21 protein-coding genes are annotated in these 16,239 nt (G+C 45.4%); 10 read left to right on the top strand and 11 right to left on the bottom strand.

Annotated elements, in window-relative coordinates:
- Nucleotides 1-123: 123 nt before the first annotated feature.
- The gene (gene ppa, locus ABUE30_RS16475; protein ID WP_408624928.1) at nucleotides 124-654 is read right to left on the bottom strand and encodes an inorganic diphosphatase; all 531 of its coding nucleotides are present in this window, start codon (nucleotides 652-654) and stop codon (nucleotides 124-126) included.
- A gap of 94 nt (nucleotides 655-748) precedes the next feature.
- Here ppa and mpl point away from each other — a divergent pair, with 94 nt between their 5' ends.
- Nucleotides 749-2,107 carry a UDP-N-acetylmuramate:L-alanyl-gamma-D-glutamyl-meso-diaminopimelate ligase gene (mpl, locus tag ABUE30_RS16470; RefSeq protein ID WP_408624927.1) on the top strand — a complete coding sequence of 453 codons (1,359 nt, stop codon included), beginning with the start codon at nucleotides 749-751 and terminating at the stop codon, nucleotides 2,105-2,107.
- Nucleotides 2,108-2,176: 69 nt separating this feature from the next.
- Here the strand turns inward: mpl and ABUE30_RS16465 are convergent, their stop codons facing one another.
- On the bottom strand, nucleotides 2,177-2,797 hold the full coding sequence (locus ABUE30_RS16465) for a TetR/AcrR family transcriptional regulator (protein ID WP_408624926.1): 621 nt from the start codon (nucleotides 2,795-2,797) through the stop codon (nucleotides 2,177-2,179).
- A gap of 306 nt (nucleotides 2,798-3,103) precedes the next feature.
- On the opposite strand from ABUE30_RS16465, the gene hpt reads away from it, so the two are divergent.
- The 9 genes from hpt (at nucleotide 3,104) to ABUE30_RS16420 (ending at nucleotide 9,320) form a co-directional block, all read left to right on the top strand.
- The gene (gene hpt, locus ABUE30_RS16460) at nucleotides 3,104-3,634 is read left to right on the top strand and encodes a hypoxanthine phosphoribosyltransferase (protein ID WP_408624953.1); all 531 of its coding nucleotides are present in this window, start codon (nucleotides 3,104-3,106) and stop codon (nucleotides 3,632-3,634) included.
- Nucleotides 3,635-3,750: 116 nt separating this feature from the next.
- Entirely contained in the window at nucleotides 3,751-4,695 is a 945-nt protein-coding gene (locus ABUE30_RS16455; protein WP_408624925.1) for an ABC transporter ATP-binding protein, read from the top strand.
- Nucleotides 4,692-5,465, top strand: coding sequence for an ABC transporter permease (locus ABUE30_RS16450; RefSeq protein WP_408624924.1), 774 nt, complete (start codon nucleotides 4,692-4,694; stop codon nucleotides 5,463-5,465). Before ABUE30_RS16455 ends, ABUE30_RS16450 begins: the two co-directional genes overlap by 4 nt.
- A 331-nt stretch (nucleotides 5,466-5,796) precedes the next feature.
- Complete coding sequence (locus ABUE30_RS16445; protein ID WP_408624923.1) at nucleotides 5,797-6,108, top strand: hypothetical protein; 312 nt, start codon at nucleotides 5,797-5,799, stop codon at nucleotides 6,106-6,108.
- A 131-nt stretch (nucleotides 6,109-6,239) separates the two neighbouring features.
- On the top strand, nucleotides 6,240-7,241 hold the full coding sequence (gene msrP / locus ABUE30_RS16440; protein ID WP_408624922.1) for a protein-methionine-sulfoxide reductase catalytic subunit MsrP: 1,002 nt from the start codon (nucleotides 6,240-6,242) through the stop codon (nucleotides 7,239-7,241).
- Nucleotides 7,242-7,249: 8 nt separating this feature from the next.
- On the top strand, nucleotides 7,250-7,831 hold the full coding sequence (locus tag ABUE30_RS16435; protein WP_408624921.1) for a protein-methionine-sulfoxide reductase heme-binding subunit MsrQ: 582 nt from the start codon (nucleotides 7,250-7,252) through the stop codon (nucleotides 7,829-7,831).
- Nucleotides 7,832-7,991: 160 nt separating this feature from the next.
- Nucleotides 7,992-8,597 (top strand): PadR family transcriptional regulator, encoded by a 606-nt coding sequence (locus tag ABUE30_RS16430; RefSeq protein WP_408624920.1) that lies wholly within the window; start codon nucleotides 7,992-7,994, stop codon nucleotides 8,595-8,597.
- Entirely contained in the window at nucleotides 8,597-8,908 is a 312-nt protein-coding gene (locus ABUE30_RS16425) for a DUF3861 domain-containing protein (protein WP_408624919.1), read from the top strand. Before ABUE30_RS16430 ends, ABUE30_RS16425 begins: the two co-directional genes overlap by 1 nt.
- The gene (locus ABUE30_RS16420) at nucleotides 8,901-9,320 is read left to right on the top strand and encodes a Fur family transcriptional regulator (protein ID WP_408624918.1); all 420 of its coding nucleotides are present in this window, start codon (nucleotides 8,901-8,903) and stop codon (nucleotides 9,318-9,320) included. The genes ABUE30_RS16425 and ABUE30_RS16420 overlap by 8 nt, the downstream gene beginning before the upstream one ends.
- A 52-nt stretch (nucleotides 9,321-9,372) precedes the next feature.
- On the opposite strand, the gene panD is transcribed toward ABUE30_RS16420, so the two are convergent.
- The 9 genes from panD to thpR form a co-directional block, all read right to left on the bottom strand.
- On the bottom strand, nucleotides 9,373-9,753 hold the full coding sequence (gene panD, locus ABUE30_RS16415; RefSeq protein ID WP_408624917.1) for an aspartate 1-decarboxylase: 381 nt from the start codon (nucleotides 9,751-9,753) through the stop codon (nucleotides 9,373-9,375).
- Nucleotides 9,754-9,782: 29 nt separating this feature from the next.
- Nucleotides 9,783-10,628, bottom strand: a complete 846-nt coding sequence (panC, locus tag ABUE30_RS16410; RefSeq protein ID WP_408624916.1) for a pantoate--beta-alanine ligase — start codon at nucleotides 10,626-10,628, stop codon at nucleotides 9,783-9,785.
- A gap of 5 nt (nucleotides 10,629-10,633) precedes the next feature.
- Complete coding sequence (gene panB, locus ABUE30_RS16405; RefSeq protein WP_408624915.1) at nucleotides 10,634-11,425, bottom strand: 3-methyl-2-oxobutanoate hydroxymethyltransferase; 792 nt, start codon at nucleotides 11,423-11,425, stop codon at nucleotides 10,634-10,636.
- A gap of 13 nt (nucleotides 11,426-11,438) precedes the next feature.
- Entirely contained in the window at nucleotides 11,439-11,969 is a 531-nt protein-coding gene (gene folK / locus ABUE30_RS16400) for a 2-amino-4-hydroxy-6-hydroxymethyldihydropteridine diphosphokinase (protein ID WP_408624914.1), read from the bottom strand.
- Nucleotides 11,969-13,342 (bottom strand): polynucleotide adenylyltransferase PcnB, encoded by a 1,374-nt coding sequence (pcnB, locus tag ABUE30_RS16395; protein ID WP_408624913.1) that lies wholly within the window; start codon nucleotides 13,340-13,342, stop codon nucleotides 11,969-11,971. Before pcnB ends, folK begins: the two co-directional genes overlap by 1 nt.
- Before the next feature lie 99 nt (nucleotides 13,343-13,441).
- Complete coding sequence (gene gluQRS / locus ABUE30_RS16390; protein WP_408624912.1) at nucleotides 13,442-14,314, bottom strand: tRNA glutamyl-Q(34) synthetase GluQRS; 873 nt, start codon at nucleotides 14,312-14,314, stop codon at nucleotides 13,442-13,444.
- 38 nt (nucleotides 14,315-14,352) lie between these two features.
- Nucleotides 14,353-14,799, bottom strand: a complete 447-nt coding sequence (gene dksA / locus ABUE30_RS16385; RefSeq protein WP_408624911.1) for an RNA polymerase-binding protein DksA — start codon at nucleotides 14,797-14,799, stop codon at nucleotides 14,353-14,355.
- Between the two features lie 126 nt (nucleotides 14,800-14,925).
- Nucleotides 14,926-15,633 (bottom strand): DNA/RNA nuclease SfsA, encoded by a 708-nt coding sequence (gene sfsA, locus ABUE30_RS16380; RefSeq protein WP_408624910.1) that lies wholly within the window; start codon nucleotides 15,631-15,633, stop codon nucleotides 14,926-14,928.
- Between the two features lie 55 nt (nucleotides 15,634-15,688).
- Nucleotides 15,689-16,228, bottom strand: coding sequence for an RNA 2',3'-cyclic phosphodiesterase (thpR, locus tag ABUE30_RS16375; protein WP_408624909.1), 540 nt, complete (start codon nucleotides 16,226-16,228; stop codon nucleotides 15,689-15,691).
- Nucleotides 16,229-16,239: the final 11 nt, after the last annotated feature.

The following is a 16,239-nucleotide window of genomic DNA, read 5'->3' as shown; positions in this document are numbered from 1 at the left end:
CGTTAGTTATTTTGGCGATATTATTTTAGATAAAACGTATTTTTTTGTCAGCTATGGTGACATTGACTAACGCAATACCACGAAAAAGGGCCGTTAGAGCCCTTTTATCGTATCAGCATACCATTATTTATTTTGTGCACGTTCAAATGACGACACAATTTCAGCTTCTGCTGCAGCCTTGTTTTCCCAACCGTCAACTTTAACCCATTTTCCTGCTTCTAACTCTTTATAATGCTCAAAGAAATGAGTGATTTGTGCTTTGAGAAGGGCAGAAACGTCATCAATGTCATTGATGTGATCATACTCTTTAGTTAGTTTGCTCACAGGAACCGCGATAATTTTGGCATCTTCACCGGACTCGTCAGTCATTTTCAACACGCCGACAGGACGACAACGGATCACGCTACCAATTTGCAGTGGATAAGGCGTAGGGACTAACACGTCCACTGGATCGCCATCGAGTGACAGCGTATGGTTTACATAACCGTAGTTCGCAGGGTAGAACATTGGAGCGGTCATGAAACGATCAACAAAGACAGCACCGCTGGCTTTATCAACTTCATATTTGATGGGGGAGGCATTTGCTGGGATTTCAATGATAACATTGATATCTTCAGGCAGGCTTTTTCCTGCGGGAACGTCGTTCAGGCTCATGAATTTTCCTTACCAATTAGATGGATTGAATCAGTGAGCTTATTATAACGACCTTCGCAATAATCACCAGTCGCACGAGGCGAGCAATAACAATATGCATATTCATATCTTGGGAATTTGTGGCACTTTTATGGGGGGCGTTGCCAAACTTGCCATTGAATCAGGCCATCAGGTTACAGGCTGTGACCAAAACGTCTATCCTCCCATGAGTACCCAATTGCAACAGCTTGGAATTACCGTGATTAGCGGATTCGATCCGAGCCAATTAGATGACGCGCCTGATTTGGTTGTCATAGGGAACGCCTTAAGTCGAGGGAATCCCTGTGTGGAAGCGGTCTTAGAACGAGGACTCGCGTATACTAGTGGGCCGCAATGGTTGCATGATCATGTCTTGCATGGGCGTTGGGTACTGGCTGTGGCTGGAACTCATGGCAAGACCACCACCGCTAGTATGCTTGCATGGATATTAGATGATAATGGCTATGCGCCGGGTTTTCTTATTGGTGGTGTGGCGCGCAATTTTGACCAAACGGCGCGCCTTGGGAAAACACCATTTTTTGTCGTTGAAGCGGATGAATATGACAGCGCTTTTTTTGATAAGCGTTCAAAATTTGTTCACTACAACCCCCGCACCTTGATTTTGAATAATTTAGAATATGATCATGCCGATATATTCCCTGATTTAGCTGCCATTCAGCGTCAGTTTCATCATCTGGTGCGCACGGTAGCCAATATTGGGCAGATTATTCGTCCAGCCGATAGTCAATCGCTGCAAGCGGTAATGGATATGGGCTGTTGGAGTGAACAGGTCTTAGCGGGTGATAATAGTCCTTGGCAGATCAAGGCGCGGAGTGATGATTGGCAGCAGTTTGAGGTATCTTATCAAGGCGTAGTGCAAGGCCGAGTGCAGTGGCCGTTGATTGGTGTGCATAATGCCCAAAATGCACTGATGGCGATTATCGCTGCGCGCCATGTCGGTGTACTGCCTGAACATGCCATCGCCAGTTTAGCCCAATTTGAAGCACCTAAACGGCGTCTTGAACAGTTAGCCGTCATTGCAGGGGTGACGATCTACGATGATTTTGCCCATCATCCAACTGCGGTGAAAGCAACTTTAAGTGCCTTACGTGCAAAAATTGGTGCAAAGGCTCGATTAACAGCCGTTTTTGAGCCACGTTCAAATACTATGAAGCTGGGCGTACACCAACACAGCTTGGTTGAGAGTCTGACCCTTGCTGACAGTCAATTTATCTACACGGGTGATACTCATTGGGATATCGCACAATTATTTACACGCTTACCCTCAGCCCATTGTTATCGGGATCTCAACGCGTTATTGGTCGATTTGGTGAGTCAGTGTCAAGCTGATGAACATATTGTCTTGATGAGTAACGGTGGCTTTGGCGGGCTCGCTCAAAAGTTGATACAGGCCTTAAATAAGCAGTCTATTTAATAGCGTTATTGAGGCATAAAAAACAGCGCCCGGTTGGGGCGCTGTTTAAGCTATGTTATGATCGCCGTCTTAGTTGAGAGGACGAAGTAATGATGTAACATAATCGTTGACAAAATCGATGACGGTTTCCCGTGAAGGTTGGTCAGGACGATTAACCATCTGTACAGCCAAGTAGAATGAAGCTGTCAGTGCTTGGGCTGCATTGTTTGCATCCATTGCGCTAGCCAGCTCTTTGTCTTCGAACCCTTGCTGCAATGAAGTGCCGATAATTTCGTTGATTTTGGTTTGAACGTTGGTAAAACGAGGCCAAATATCTTCGCGTACAGATGAGCTCCACTCTAACCAGATATGCACGATATCGGTGTCATTGTAGGTAGTATCAACCAAAGAGCTGACAAAGTCGCGAATACATTCCAAAGGAGATTTCTCTTGAGTGAATGTCGATGTGATTAATGTCAGAATGCGTTGTTCAACTTCGTTTAAGACTTCATCGACGAGATCTTCTCGAGTGTTGAAGTAATTAAAGACTGTTGCGACAGAAACATTAGCGAGTTCGGCAATTTCAGCATGCCCTGCACGGCCGATGCCGCGACGGGAAAAGACCTGGGTTGCACATTCCATTAACTGTTTTCTGCGAGCTTCGGGGGACAAACGTGTCCGGCGGCGTACACCATTAGTTGTAGTATCCATAATTATTTTCTCGTTTAGTTACTTTAATTGATTTATTTATAATTGGCTCTTAAAGGCCTCTATCTGAGTACGTTGTGGGACGATTATTACAACCTGTGGCTGAAATATTATTGAATCTCACTAGGTACGTTGCTAATGATAGATTATTCACTACAAAAAAAACAGAATGAAATCTTGTAAACTACATACAAATACAATAACTAACTGATCGCTCAAAAATTAATTATGGCGTCTTACGTGAAATTTACCGGCGATAACATAAATTGACAGAGCATTTACATTTTTTGATTGGAATTGACGCTTATGATGAAGCATTCTATAGAACTTTTAATCGACGCCTCGCAAATTGCTGACCAGGTGAAACAGATCGGTGCACAGATCAGCCAACGCTATCCTGATCCTGAACGTCCTTTGGTGTTGGTTGGATTGTTACGCGGCTCTTGTCTGTTTTTAGCCGATCTGTGTCGGCAGCTTGAGCGGCCGGTTATTCTCGATTTTATGAACGCATCTAGCTATGGTAATGCGATGCAATCCACACGAGATGTTCGTGTACTAAAAGATCTCGATGATGATATCGGTGGTGCTGATGTGGTGATCGTCGAAGATATTATTGATACAGGCTATACCTTAAGTAAGATTCGAGAGATGTTACTGTTGCGTCAACCCCATAGTTTGGCGATCTGTACATTGCTGGATAAACCTTCGCGGCGCGAAGTTGATGTCCCTGTGGATTGGATTGGTTTTTCTATCCCTGATGAATTTGTGGTGGGCTATGGTATTGACTACGCGCAGCGTTATCGCAATTTACCATTCATTGGCAAGGTCATTCCTGAGTAGCTTCTTTGTTTAGCTTGAATGGCGCTAATGTCGATCAGTGATGAATGTGAACTCATTGTGTGAGTCCACCCACCTCTTTATTTGTTGGTAATCATAAATTTCAATAAAGGAGTCATATGAGTAGTCCAGTGGAGCATGAGCCACAGGCGTTGGAGATTACATCTTTACGCAAAACCTATAAAGGTGGTGTTGAAGCATTAAAAGGATTAACTCTAACCGTTCAAAAGGGGGATTTTTACGCCCTGTTAGGTCCAAATGGTGCAGGTAAATCAACCACTATCGGAATTATTACCTCGTTGGTGAATAAATCTGCGGGTCATGTCCGTATTTTTGGATACGATTTAGACAGCCATTTGGAGTTAGCCAAGTCACAAGTCGGTCTGGTGCCGCAAGAGTTTAACTTCAATCAATTTGAAACAGTGTTACAAATTGTTGTGCAACAAGCTGGCTATTATGGTGTGAAGAGCAATATTGCTCATGAGCGCGCTAAAATCCATTTGACTCGTCTTGGCTTGTGGGAGAAGCGAAATCAACGTTCTCGCGATCTATCTGGTGGGATGAAACGCCGGTTGATGATCGCTCGCGCTCTGATGCATAACCCGCAATTGCTGATTCTCGATGAGCCCACTGCTGGGGTAGATATTGAGCTGCGCCGATCAATGTGGGAGTTTTTGCGTGAACTCAACGAGCAAGGGGTCACGATTATTCTGACAACCCACTATTTGGAAGAAGCTGAAATGCTGTGTCGGCATATTGGTATCATCGATAGAGGCTTATTAGTTGAAAACACAACGATGCGAGCGCTACTGAGTAAGCTTAGTAAAGAGACCTTTATTTTAGACTTGGCTGAGCCCACTTTCACTCCCGAGTTACAAGGATTTGAATGTCGCATGACTGATAACACCACGTTGGAAGTTGATGTGCTTAAAGGTTCTGGTCTTAATGCCGTTTTCCAGCAGTTGTCAGAGCAGGGGGTTCAAGTCATGAGTATGCGTAATAAAGCCAATCGGTTAGAAGAGTTATTTGTCGCCTTAGTTGGCAATGGAGGGCGCGTGGCATGAATGCAAAGATCTATTGGGTAGCTTTTTGTAGTATTTTGACTAAAGAGATCCAGCGATTTACCCGAATTTGGGTGCAAACTATTGTGCCGCCGGCGATCACCATGTCGTTGTACTTTGTGATCTTCGGTAACATTATTGGCAGCCGCGTTGGGCAGATGGCCGGGGTTGGCTATATGCAGTTTATTGTGCCAGGGCTGATTATGATGGCCGTTATTACTAACTCTTATTCGAATGTTGCATCGTCTTTTTTTAGTGCGAAATTTCAACGCAATATTGAAGAAATGCTGGTGGCGCCCATTCCCAACTATGTCATTATTTTTGGTTTCATTGGTGGCGGTATGGTGCGTGGATTGTGCGTGGGATTGTTGGTGACATTGGTATCGCTATTTTTTGTGCCGTTTCACGTTCACAGTATTTTGATCGTTGTTTTCACGGTGCTGTTTACCTCTGCGGTCTTCTCGCTCGGTGGCTTGATCAATGCAATTTACGCACAATCTTTTGATGATATCAGCATTGTACCAACCTTTGTGTTGACGCCTTTGACTTATTTGGGGGGCGTATTTTACTCCATCACCTTATTACCAACTTTTTGGCGGGGGGTCTCTCACTTTAATCCAGTGGTCTATATGGTGAGTGCTTTTCGGTATGGTTTCTTAGGGATCCAAGATGTTTCATTGACGTTTTCATTTGCTGTTTTATCCGCATTTGTGGTTGGCTTATTTCTATGGGCTTACATATTAATCCAACGCGGTTATGGGTTGCGTAGCTAATCATTACCACTCACGTCCGGTTGTTTCAACGCAGCCGGATATTCATCCGTGGTTGCTTACGCCGGTGGAGCGTAATCGTTTGCATGATTTCCGTCGACCGATTGCCGCGCTTGCCTATTCGCCGCAATGGCTATTCCACCTCTCCAAGTCAACCCATTAGTTTAGGTTCCTGTTGCAAGGTGGGGCAAAGCACGAGGCAAATTGCTGTGTTACCCAAACGCGCGAGCCATTAGCATCGGCAAATTGGCGGCGCGATTACCAAGGCTATACTAATGGGCAGCTCAACTCCCGGTTAACAATACGTGTGCTGCTTTGTGATTTATGGCAACTCATGACGCATGCTAACATCCGTTTAACACACTATTTTCTGTTCTATCCCAGACCTTGGCTCAAACCTAGACAAGTGCAGCGACGTAGGTATGCCAGTAATGCGCTCCTCGCTCTGGTCGCCTTAGACGATCGGTTAGAAGTGCGTAGCCATTGGCTTTTACATATTCGTAAATATGCCCAAGCGCTACACTGTCATGGTATCGATGCAGCCATTAAGCTGCTACCTTATCTAGCAGAGCCTTACACACCATTTGAACGTGAATATCAGATCAGTGATCAGGCGTTTTGGCTGTTAAGCGCTGAGTTATCCTAATCGATGACTAAGAGCAATTAGGGGGATCGATAAAAAGTAATGGGTCAGTGTAATAATTTCATCTGACTGACGACCAATAGATAAACCTCATCGATATGTTATTACAAACTACTTAAGAAAAGGAACTGACTATGTTGATTAAGAAATCTACTGATCTTACTGAAGCAGATGTAACGCCAGAATCGATTTATCGAGCTCGTCGTCAATTTATGAAAGGGTCATTATTACTTGGTGCAGGTGCTCTACTGCCGTTTAATACAGCGCTTGCAAAACCCACCCAGGAAGCGGGACAATTTGGGCATGACGCACCAGCTTGGCTTAAAGCACAAATTAATGCAGCCTTACCGAATCAAGAACCGATTCACTCTGATATAACCCCTTATAAAATCGTCACTAGTTATAATAATTTTTATGAATTTGGCTATAACAAAGATGATCCTCAAGCCAATAGTAGCCAATTCATGCCCTTTCCTTGGCAAGTGGAGATCGCTGGTGAAGTGGCTAAACCGGGCCACTATCATTTAGACGATTTACTCAAAGGGATGACGTTGCAAGAGCGTATTTATCGATTACGTTGTGTGGAAGCTTGGTCGATGGTTATCCCATGGATTGGATTTCCCCTATCGGCATTACTCAAGCGTTTTGAGCCTACTAGTCGGGCGAAATATGTCAAATTTACAACCGTGTTACGGCCCAAACAGATGCCCGCTCAAGACAGTGCCTTTAGCAGTATCGATTGGCCCTATGTGGAAGGATTGCGCATGGATGAAGCGATGCATCCATTAACGCTGATGGCCGTTGGTTTGTATGGCAAAGATTTACCCAATCAAAGCGGTGCGCCATTTCGATTAGTGGTGCCTTGGAAATATGGTTTTAAAAGTATTAAATCGATTGTCAAAATCGAATTAGTTGAACAACAACCGCTTAATACGTGGCAAAAAATCGCACCGAATGAATACGGTTTTTATGCCAATGTCAATCCGCAGGTGGATCACCCGCGTTGGAGTCAAAAAGAGGAGCGGCGCTTGCCATCAGGGTTATTTCATCCCAACATCATTCCCACTCAGATGTTTAATGGCTATGCAGAAGTTGCCAGTTTGTATAAAGGCATGGATCTACATAAGAATTTCTAGAGGTCTTTATGCCTATTTTAGTTAGACGATTGCTCATCTTTATACTGGGATGTTGGCCCGCTAGTACATTAGTGTGGGGAGCCGTGCAACAGAATTTGGGCGGCGATCCTGCTCAATATATTCTGCTACAAACTGGTTTTTGGGCGTTGCGGTTTTTATTGATTTCATTGGCTGTGACCCCATTGGCGCGCCTTGCTAAGCAACGCTGGTTAATGGTTCATCGGCGCATGCTTGGTTTGTTTGCTTTGTTTTATGGGATATTGCACCTGTTATCCTACTACCAATTTATTTTAGGTGGGAATCTTGAACGATTAGTGAGCGAGACGATCAAACGACCTTATATTCTAGTGGGGGCGCCCGCATTATTGATCCTTATCCTACTAGGCGTCACCTCAACCAGAGGTTGGATGCGTCGCTTAGGTCGGCATTGGCAGCAGTTGCATCGATTGGTTTACCTGGCGCTGATACTGGCGTGGATCCATCTTTACTGGCAAGTTCGCTCGAGCTATTTTGATGCGGTGCTCTACGGTGCCATTGGTTTAGTTTTATTGTCATTCAGAGCTCGTAACTATCTAATTAAACGAATATAAATCCTTGTCTCTTACTGTAGACATCTTATCTTTTGAGTATCTATAGGTTTGTTTTTTTTAATATCTTTTAATTTCGATATATCTAAGCTTGATCATTTTTATATCTTCGGTTAATTTAGATATATCTTTTTATAGATATATCTAAAACTGAGGATTTCAAATGAGAGATATACAAAATACACATCACCATGAAGGGCACTGTGGATGCGGCAAAGAATGTACTGAACGTGGTGAACATGGTGGCGGGCGAGGGCATGGCCGTCGGCATAAGCTTGGACGACTATTTGCGCATGGGGATTTGCGTTTAATCATCTTAGCCTTTATTGAAAACCATCCAAGCCATGGCTATGAATTGATGAAATCTATCGAAAAGGCCAGTTCAGCATTGTATTCACCTAGTGCTGGTGTTGTTTATCCAACCTTAAATATATTGGAAGATCAATTGTTAATCGCGGTTCAAGAAGGTGCTGAAGGTGGGCGAAAAATTTATCAGTTGACACAACTTGGCCAAGAAGAAGTTGATTCTCAGCGCCCCTATATCGATAAATTAAAAGACCGTCTGACCCAAATTGGCAAACCGCAGAATACCCAACAATATGATCAGCTGAGCGAATCCATGCACCGAATTAAAAAAGCGCTACGCCAGCAGATGTTAAATCAGCAACCAAAGATGGATTTTTCGGTGCATATTCAAATCCTGACCAAGACTGCTGAGCAACTCGAGCAACTGAACGAACAAAATGAAAGTAAAGAGGGCACAAATTAATGGCCGGATATCGTTACGAAATTACGGTTAAACCGATTGAAGATCGTAAGGGTCACCCGATAGATAAACCAATTTTGGTTTTTGAAGTCTCAAATCATGATGAAATTTTATCGATTGTGGAAAAAATTCAATCTCGTTCAGATCTCGATTTTCCTGATGAACAGAAGACTGCATTTGCTGTTGGGCTAAAACTGTTCTCGGAAGTCATGCTCGAACATCGTAAACATCCTATTTTTGCGCCACTTCATGATGCGTTCAAAAATTTTATGATGGGCCTGAAAAAGGGCAATGGAGGGCGCAAAGATGAGTGATCCAATGATGTTACTCAGGCAGGCTCAGTTAAAGGTAACACAGCCACGCCTTGAAATTTTACGGCGGTTTATGGCTGAAGATCATCCCCATCAAAGTGCTGAGCATATCTATCAGAGTTTTTTAAAGTCAAATCATCCAATTGCTCTGGCTACGGTTTACCGGGTTTTGGAGCAGTTGACTCAAGCTGGATTACTCAAGCGGCATTATTTTGATGGCAAAGTAGCCTTGTTTGAGTTAAATCAGCATAGCCAGCATGTGCACCTTATTTGTAGCCAGTGCGGTGAAGTGATTGAATTTGAAGATGATATTATTTCAACGCGGTTAGCGCAGATCGCAGCATCTTATCAGCTTAATATTGTCGATCAGGCCGTTTATATCTACGGCGAATGCAATCGCTCGCAAGAAGTATGAATGAATAAAAAATTATTACTCATCTTAGGGCGTGAAAGATGAGCAATTCAGTCTAGGCCATCTGCATCTGTATATGATCAGTGGTGCCTTTCATCGCATTATTCTCATCAAATAGAACAATTTTGGGATGATGATCTTTGGCATCAGTTTCGTCCATTGTGACATAGGTACAGATAATGAGTTTATCTCCAACCGCAGCTTTGCGGGCTGCCGCCCCGTTGACAGAAATAATGCGCGAGCCTGGTTCAGCAGAAATGGCGTAGGTTGAGAATCGTTCACCATTATCCACGTTATAAATATCCAGTGCCTGATATTCTAAAATTCCAGCTGCTTGTAAAAACTCTTTATCAATGGCACAAGAGCCTTCATAGTTTAGCTCTGCCAGAGTGACCCGAGCGCGATGTAGTTTCGATTTGAGCATAGTTAACTGCATCAATAACTCCTTAAATCTTTGCTTACAAATTAAAGTTTGACGACCAAATTATCGATTAACCGTGTTTTGCCTAAATAGGCTGCAGCCAGAATGACAGCTCGTTGACTATTGGCGTGCAGTGGGCTAAGTGAGTCAGCATCAACAATATCGATAGCGTCGGTCTTAAATCCTGACTCATTGAGTTTTTGTGTTGTATGAAGGCTGACTTGTTGGGCGTTTACCCCTTTGGCTAACTGCTCGCTAGCCCAGCGTAATGTTTGGGCGAGTATGGGAGCGGTGGCGCGTTCTGGTTCGCTTAAGTGGCTATTGCGTGAACTCATTGCTAAGCCGTCAGGGTAGCGAACAATTGGCACCGAAATAATCTCAATAGGCAGCAACAATTCATGGGTCATTTGGCGAATAATGGCCAGTTGTTGGTAGTCTTTTTCCCCAAAACAAGCAACGTGTGGCTGAATAATGTTAAACAGTTTGGTGACTACTGTGGTGACCCCTTGGAAATGTCCAGGGCGCTGTTTCCCTTCAAGAACTTCGCTTAAACCAGGAACATGAACAACGGTGGCTTGCATTAAACCCTCGGGATAGAGAGTTTGCTCTTCGGGCGCAAACAACAGATCGATATTGGCCTCGACTAACAGTTGGCAGTCTGCATCAAAGGTTCGCGGGTAACTGGTGAAATCTTCAGTGCGATCAAATTGCAATGGATTAACAAAGATCGAAACGACGACTTTATCGGCGATTTGTTTGGCATATTGCACCAATTTTAGGTGACCCTGATGGAGATGGCCCATCGTTGGCACCAAAGCTACTCGTTGCTGGTTGGCTTTCCACTGTTCAACGGCTGCGTGTAATGCACTAATTTGACTAAAAGTTTGCATACTGATCAACTAAATGTGTGTTGTTCTGAAGGAAACAAACCGCGGCGTACATCCGTTATATATCGGGTGACTGCTTCAGGAATGCTATTGCTTTGCGCTAAGAAATTTTTGGCAAATTTAGGCAGCTGACCTTGGGTGATACCAAGTAAGTCATGCATCACTAAAATCTGACCGTCCGTATCTACCCCTGCACCAATTCCTATGACTGGAATAGTTAATGCCTGACTAAGCGCTTTTCCCAGCTGTGCTGGAATGCACTCGGCGACTAACAGCTGCGCTCCTGCTTGCTCAACGGCTTTGGCTTGGTTGAGCATTTCAGCCATGTCTGCTTCACTACGCCCTTGTACTTTATACCCACCGAAAACATTCACCGACTGCGGTGTTAACCCCATATGAACGCATACGGGCACGGCCCGGCGCACCAAGGCTTGAATGGTCTCACACAGCCATGCTCCGCCCTCTATTTTGACCATCTGTGCGCCTGCGCGCATCAGCGTGGCGGCGTTTTGTAACGTTTGCTCAAGGGTAGGGGTGCTCATAAACGGCATATCAGCGACGAGCAATGCATTGCCGTTGCCACGGGCGACAGCCTGTGTATGGTAAGCGATATTCTCAATTGTCACCGGAATGGTTGAATCGTGTCCTTGTAGCACCATACCAAGCGAATCTCCCACCAGTAACATATCAATACCGGCCTTATCAAAAAGAGCGGCAAAACTGGCATCATAGGCGGTTAAACTGGCAATCTTCTGTTGATTACGCTTCATGTCCATGAGTTTGGTGGTGGTGATCGGCATGGTAACGTCCTTGCTAATTATCGATAAATGCAGCGCTAGTGCCATTGACCCATTGCTTAGCGCTTAGACTGCAATACAATCTGTTAGTCGGGATTCGGGTGGCTAATTCGCGGACACTTTTGCCATTAGGCAGCACCAATTCTGGCGCAATTTCAGCTAATGGTATCAGCACAAATTCGCGTTGTTCTAGGCCGTAATGTGGCACAGTTAAGCGGGGTAAGTCGAGCGTTTCTTGTCCAAACAAGAGAATATCGAGGTCTAACGTGCGTGGCCCCCAGCGCTGTGCTTTTCGGACCCGACCTTGGTTTTGTTCGATATGTTGAGTGGCATCAAGTAAGGCCAGCGGTGTCAGTGTTGTGTCTAAAGACAATACGGCGTTGAGATAATCAGGTTGATCCTGTGGGCCCATCGGCTTACTGGCGTACAGCCCTGAAACGGCGAAAATCTGGCATTGCTTAAGTTGTGCTAGCGCGGCAATTGCCGCGACTAACTGTTGATGAGGCGATGCCAGATTGCTGCCTAAGCCTATATAACAGCGCTGCATCAGCTAGTCTCACCACTACGACGTTTACGTGGTGCGGAGCGGCGGTTACTTGAGCGGCGATTATTCCCCCGAGGGCGGCCACTGCCAAGTACTTTGCTCATATTAAAGCGCTCTTTGTCATTGGCTTTTTGAAACTGGGTCCACCAATCGGTGAGCGCTTGAAGCTGCGGATCGCCACTCGCTTTGGCGCGCAGTTCCAAAAAGTCATATGCAGCGCGAAAGCGTGGGTGCTCAAAACAGTGTTGCGCCCGTTTACCTTGACGGCGTTTAAGACGCTCTTGCAACTCCCAAATTTCTCGTACTGCACTGGTAAAACGTCGTGGTATTGCGACACTTTTACACTGAGTATCAAGGACTTGATTCATCGCCATTGCTAAGGCATCAGAGGTTGGTAGCGATAGCTCGGTTAAGAGTTCTTGGATACGTATCTCTAAAATAGGGTAGAGTATGGCAGCAAAAACAAAAGCAGGGGTGACGCGCTGCTCATTGCGAACTCGATGATCCGTGCTGGCTAATGCGAGGCTGATAAAGTCTAGCGACTGATTATGGTCAGTATTTGCCAACAAGGGCTTAAGCTGCGGAAATAGCGGCGTTAACAAGCCATATTCACGCAATGTGCTGAAGGTGTTTTTCCCCTCACCGGCTAAAAATAGTTTCAAGCATTCTTCAAACAAACGCGCCGCTGGGATTTCACGTAATAAACTGGCTAAACGTGGGATCGGCTCACGGGTCGACTCGTTAATGCTAAAGCCCAATTTGACTGCAAAACGAATGGCGCGAAGCATCCGCACGGGGTCTTCGTGATAACGGGTGTCTGGGTCACCAATCAGAGCCAAGCGGCGAGCTTGAATATCATCGAGGCCACCAGCAAAATCGACTAAGCTAAAATCGGCGATGTTGTAATAGAGGGCGTTGATGGTAAAGTCGCGGCGCTGTGCATCTTCATCAAGGGAGCCATAAACATTGTCGCGGAGCAACATGCCCTGTTCGGATTGCTGATGATTTGTCTGCTCCTCATCGGATTGGCCTTGGTCGTGATGGCCGCGAAAGGTGGCAACTTCAATAATCTCTCGACCAAACAATATATGGGCCAGTCGAAAGCGTCGACCGACTAACCGACAGTTACGGAATAATTTTTTCACTTCATCCGGTGTCGCGTTTGTGGTGACGTCAAAATCTTTGGGTTTTTTCCCAAGTAATAGATCGCGTACCCCCCCACCCACTAAGTAAGCGTCATAACCAGCTTTGTGTAAGCGATATAAAACTTTCAGTGCGTTGTCACTGATATCCTGTCGGGAAATTGTATGTTCAGCTCGCGGAATAATGGTTTTCCCTAAACCTGTTTGTTCCGGCTCGTGTTGCTGTTGCAGCATTTGACTGCATACCTTAATAATTCGGCGAAAAATAGCTATTCCTCCCCCTATTTAAATAGGTCGCTAATATAGCCCAGCTAAAGATAAATGAAAATGATCTCAAGATGAATGCTCAATCACAATTGATTGTTTATCCCAGATCTGTGCCATTTTACCCAATAATTGCCGGGGTGAGTTTTGTTGCCAAGTGGGTGGAACCGGATGGCCTAAAAAAGCCAGCGCCGCATGTAATGTTGGTAATACGTTAGCTTTATCCAGCGCCGGGGCGTGATTTTGTTTACTCAGCTTTCGCCCTGTCGCATCGCAGACTAACGGGAGATGCAAATAATTAGGCTCTTTAGCGCCTAACATGCGATAGATATTACACTGTCTGGCAGTCGGTTCTAGCAGATCGCAACCGCGCACCACTTCGTTAATCCCTGCAGCTTGGTCATCAAGTACCACCGCTAAATTATAAGCATATAATCCATCACGGCGATAGATGATTAAATCTTCTTGCGCTAATTCATAAGCAAGCGGGTGATAGCCACGTAATTGATCATAAAACCCACTCGCAGGATGTTCACAGTGTAGTCTAATGGCTAAATCTGGCGCAGCGGTTAATCCAAGTGTGCGGCAATGACCATCATAGAGCCCACCTCGTGCTTGGATCTGCTTACGGGTACATTGACAATAATAGGCATGGCCTTGCGCAAGCCATTGCTCAATTTGTTGCTGATAGCGTGGATATTGCTGGCTTTGATAAACGATCGGACCATCCCAATCAAGGCCAAAATCGTGTAGCTGCTGCACAATCATTTGAGCGGCGCCACTGACTTCACGAGGAGGGTCAATATCCTCGATTCTCAGCAACCACCGCCCTGCTACGCTGCGAGCTTGTAGGAAGCTACCTACGGCAGTCACGAGCGAGCCAAAATGAAGTGGGCCGGATGGCGAGGGGGCAAACCGGCCGATATATCGACTATCTTTCATAAGTCAATCAGATAGCTTTACTACCTGATCATAGAAAATTAACCTGCCATCTGCTTTTCTTTAATCTCAGCTAGCGTTTTACAGTCGATACACAAATCTGCAGTCGGGCGAGCTTCGAGACGACGAACGCCAATTTCGACACCACATGAATCGCAAAAGCCGAAATCATCTTCATCGATTTTTTGCAGCGTTTTCTCAATTTTCTTGATCAGCTTACGCTCACGATCTCGGGTGCGAAGTTCCAAGCTGAATTCTTCTTCTTGGGCTGCTCGGTCAACCGGATCAGGAAAGTTTGCTGCTTCGTCTTTCATATGAGAGACGGTGCGATCAACTTCTTCGCGTAATTGACGACGCCATGATTCTAAAATCACTTTAAAGTGAGCCAGCTGGCGTTCGTTCATATATTCTTCGCCGGGTTGCTCCTTGTAGGGTTCAACGCCTGCGATAGAAAGTACACCTAGCGTCTTTTTTTTGCCTTCAGGCATGCCTTCTCTCCTAACCTCGTCTTCGACGTATCGTCGTCGAAAATCCAATGGCCGCTATCTATACCAGAAAGCGAACGTCTGCGCAATTGAAAAAATAAGATTAATGATAAGTTCTGCTGGCTTATCTCACAATGTGAAAGAAATGATTGAATCAACTTCAATTCTTTCTGGATGGGGGGCAAACCGCTGTGCGATGACTTCTACCCCTGCATCGATAGCTCGTTGCAGTAACTGGCCATATAGTGCATCTATATGGTGGGCGATCGAGACTTTTTCAATCCCTGAGTGCATCACGGCGAATAATAAAACTGCACGTTGGCCTGCTTGCGCGATTGTGGTGAGCTCGCGAAGATGTTTTTGGCCGCGGGTCGTGGTTGCATCAGGAAAAAGCCCAACACCGTCGTCGGTTAGTAATGTGACACTTTTGACCTCAATATAGCAGTCAACACGCGATGGATCGCAAAGTAGCAAGTCGATGCGGCTATTTTCTTCACCATAACGCACTTCACGAGTGCACTGACTATAGCCTCGGAGTGACTCAATTTGATTGTTATTGATGGCCTCTGTGACAACTTCATTGGCCCGCGTTGTGTTGATGCAGATATAATTGCCTTGCGCATTTTCGACCAACTCCCAGCTGTAGCGACATTTGCGTTTGGGGTTTTGACTATCGCGCAGCCACACCTGCCAGCCCGGTTCTGCACAGCCCGTCATTGCTCCAGTATTGGCGCAGTGCGCGGTGATGATCGAGCCATCGATGAGCTCAACGTCGGCTAAAAAACGTTTGTAGCGGCGAACTAAACGCCCCGCAATTAACGGCGGATTAAATTTCATGGTGTATACTCGAGATTGATTGTAAAGGCAAAAATGACAAAGACGCTGATGCCTCTCATCCAAGTGTTATCCTTTGCATGCGTTGATACGGTGTGCCGCTGCCATCAGAGTGATAGAGATAGAACGCATTAACCGACCACGATGCATCGGGAAGTGGAAGCTCAGGCAGCGCATCAGCTGACAAAGCCCGCAGTAAACTTATGTGCGGTTGCCAGCGCTCACTAACATCCAACTGCGCTGCTAATGATGTTAACGGCGTGGATGGCTTTACCCCTATCCAGCCGGTTTTAGCGCGCGGGAAATAGCCAAGGTTGGCTAATTGTAAGGTAAAGGATTGGGCGCAGATTTTCCTAGAGCGTTGTTGCCAATGGCTAAGTTCATCGTCACTTAATGGCCCTAAAAAACGCAACGTGAGATGCAAATTATTGGCAATAATAGGGCGCACTTTGTCGCTTTGTCGCAGGGTTGTTAACCAGCGTGTTTGCAGCTCAGTGAGCTTTTCTGCAATGGGGCCTTCGATGGCGATGGCAAAAAACCAGCGGCCAGTACGTGTGGTATCGTCCATTACGACCTTATTTAACATTGAAACTGCCATGAAAAGTCCTC

This window comes from Celerinatantimonas yamalensis, assembly GCF_046054155.1.
In the GTDB taxonomy this organism is placed as follows: Bacteria; Pseudomonadota; Gammaproteobacteria; order Enterobacterales; family Celerinatantimonadaceae; genus Celerinatantimonas; species Celerinatantimonas yamalensis.
Note: the sequence above shows the minus strand (reverse complement) of the source record. Positions and strands in the feature narration are given on the sequence as shown.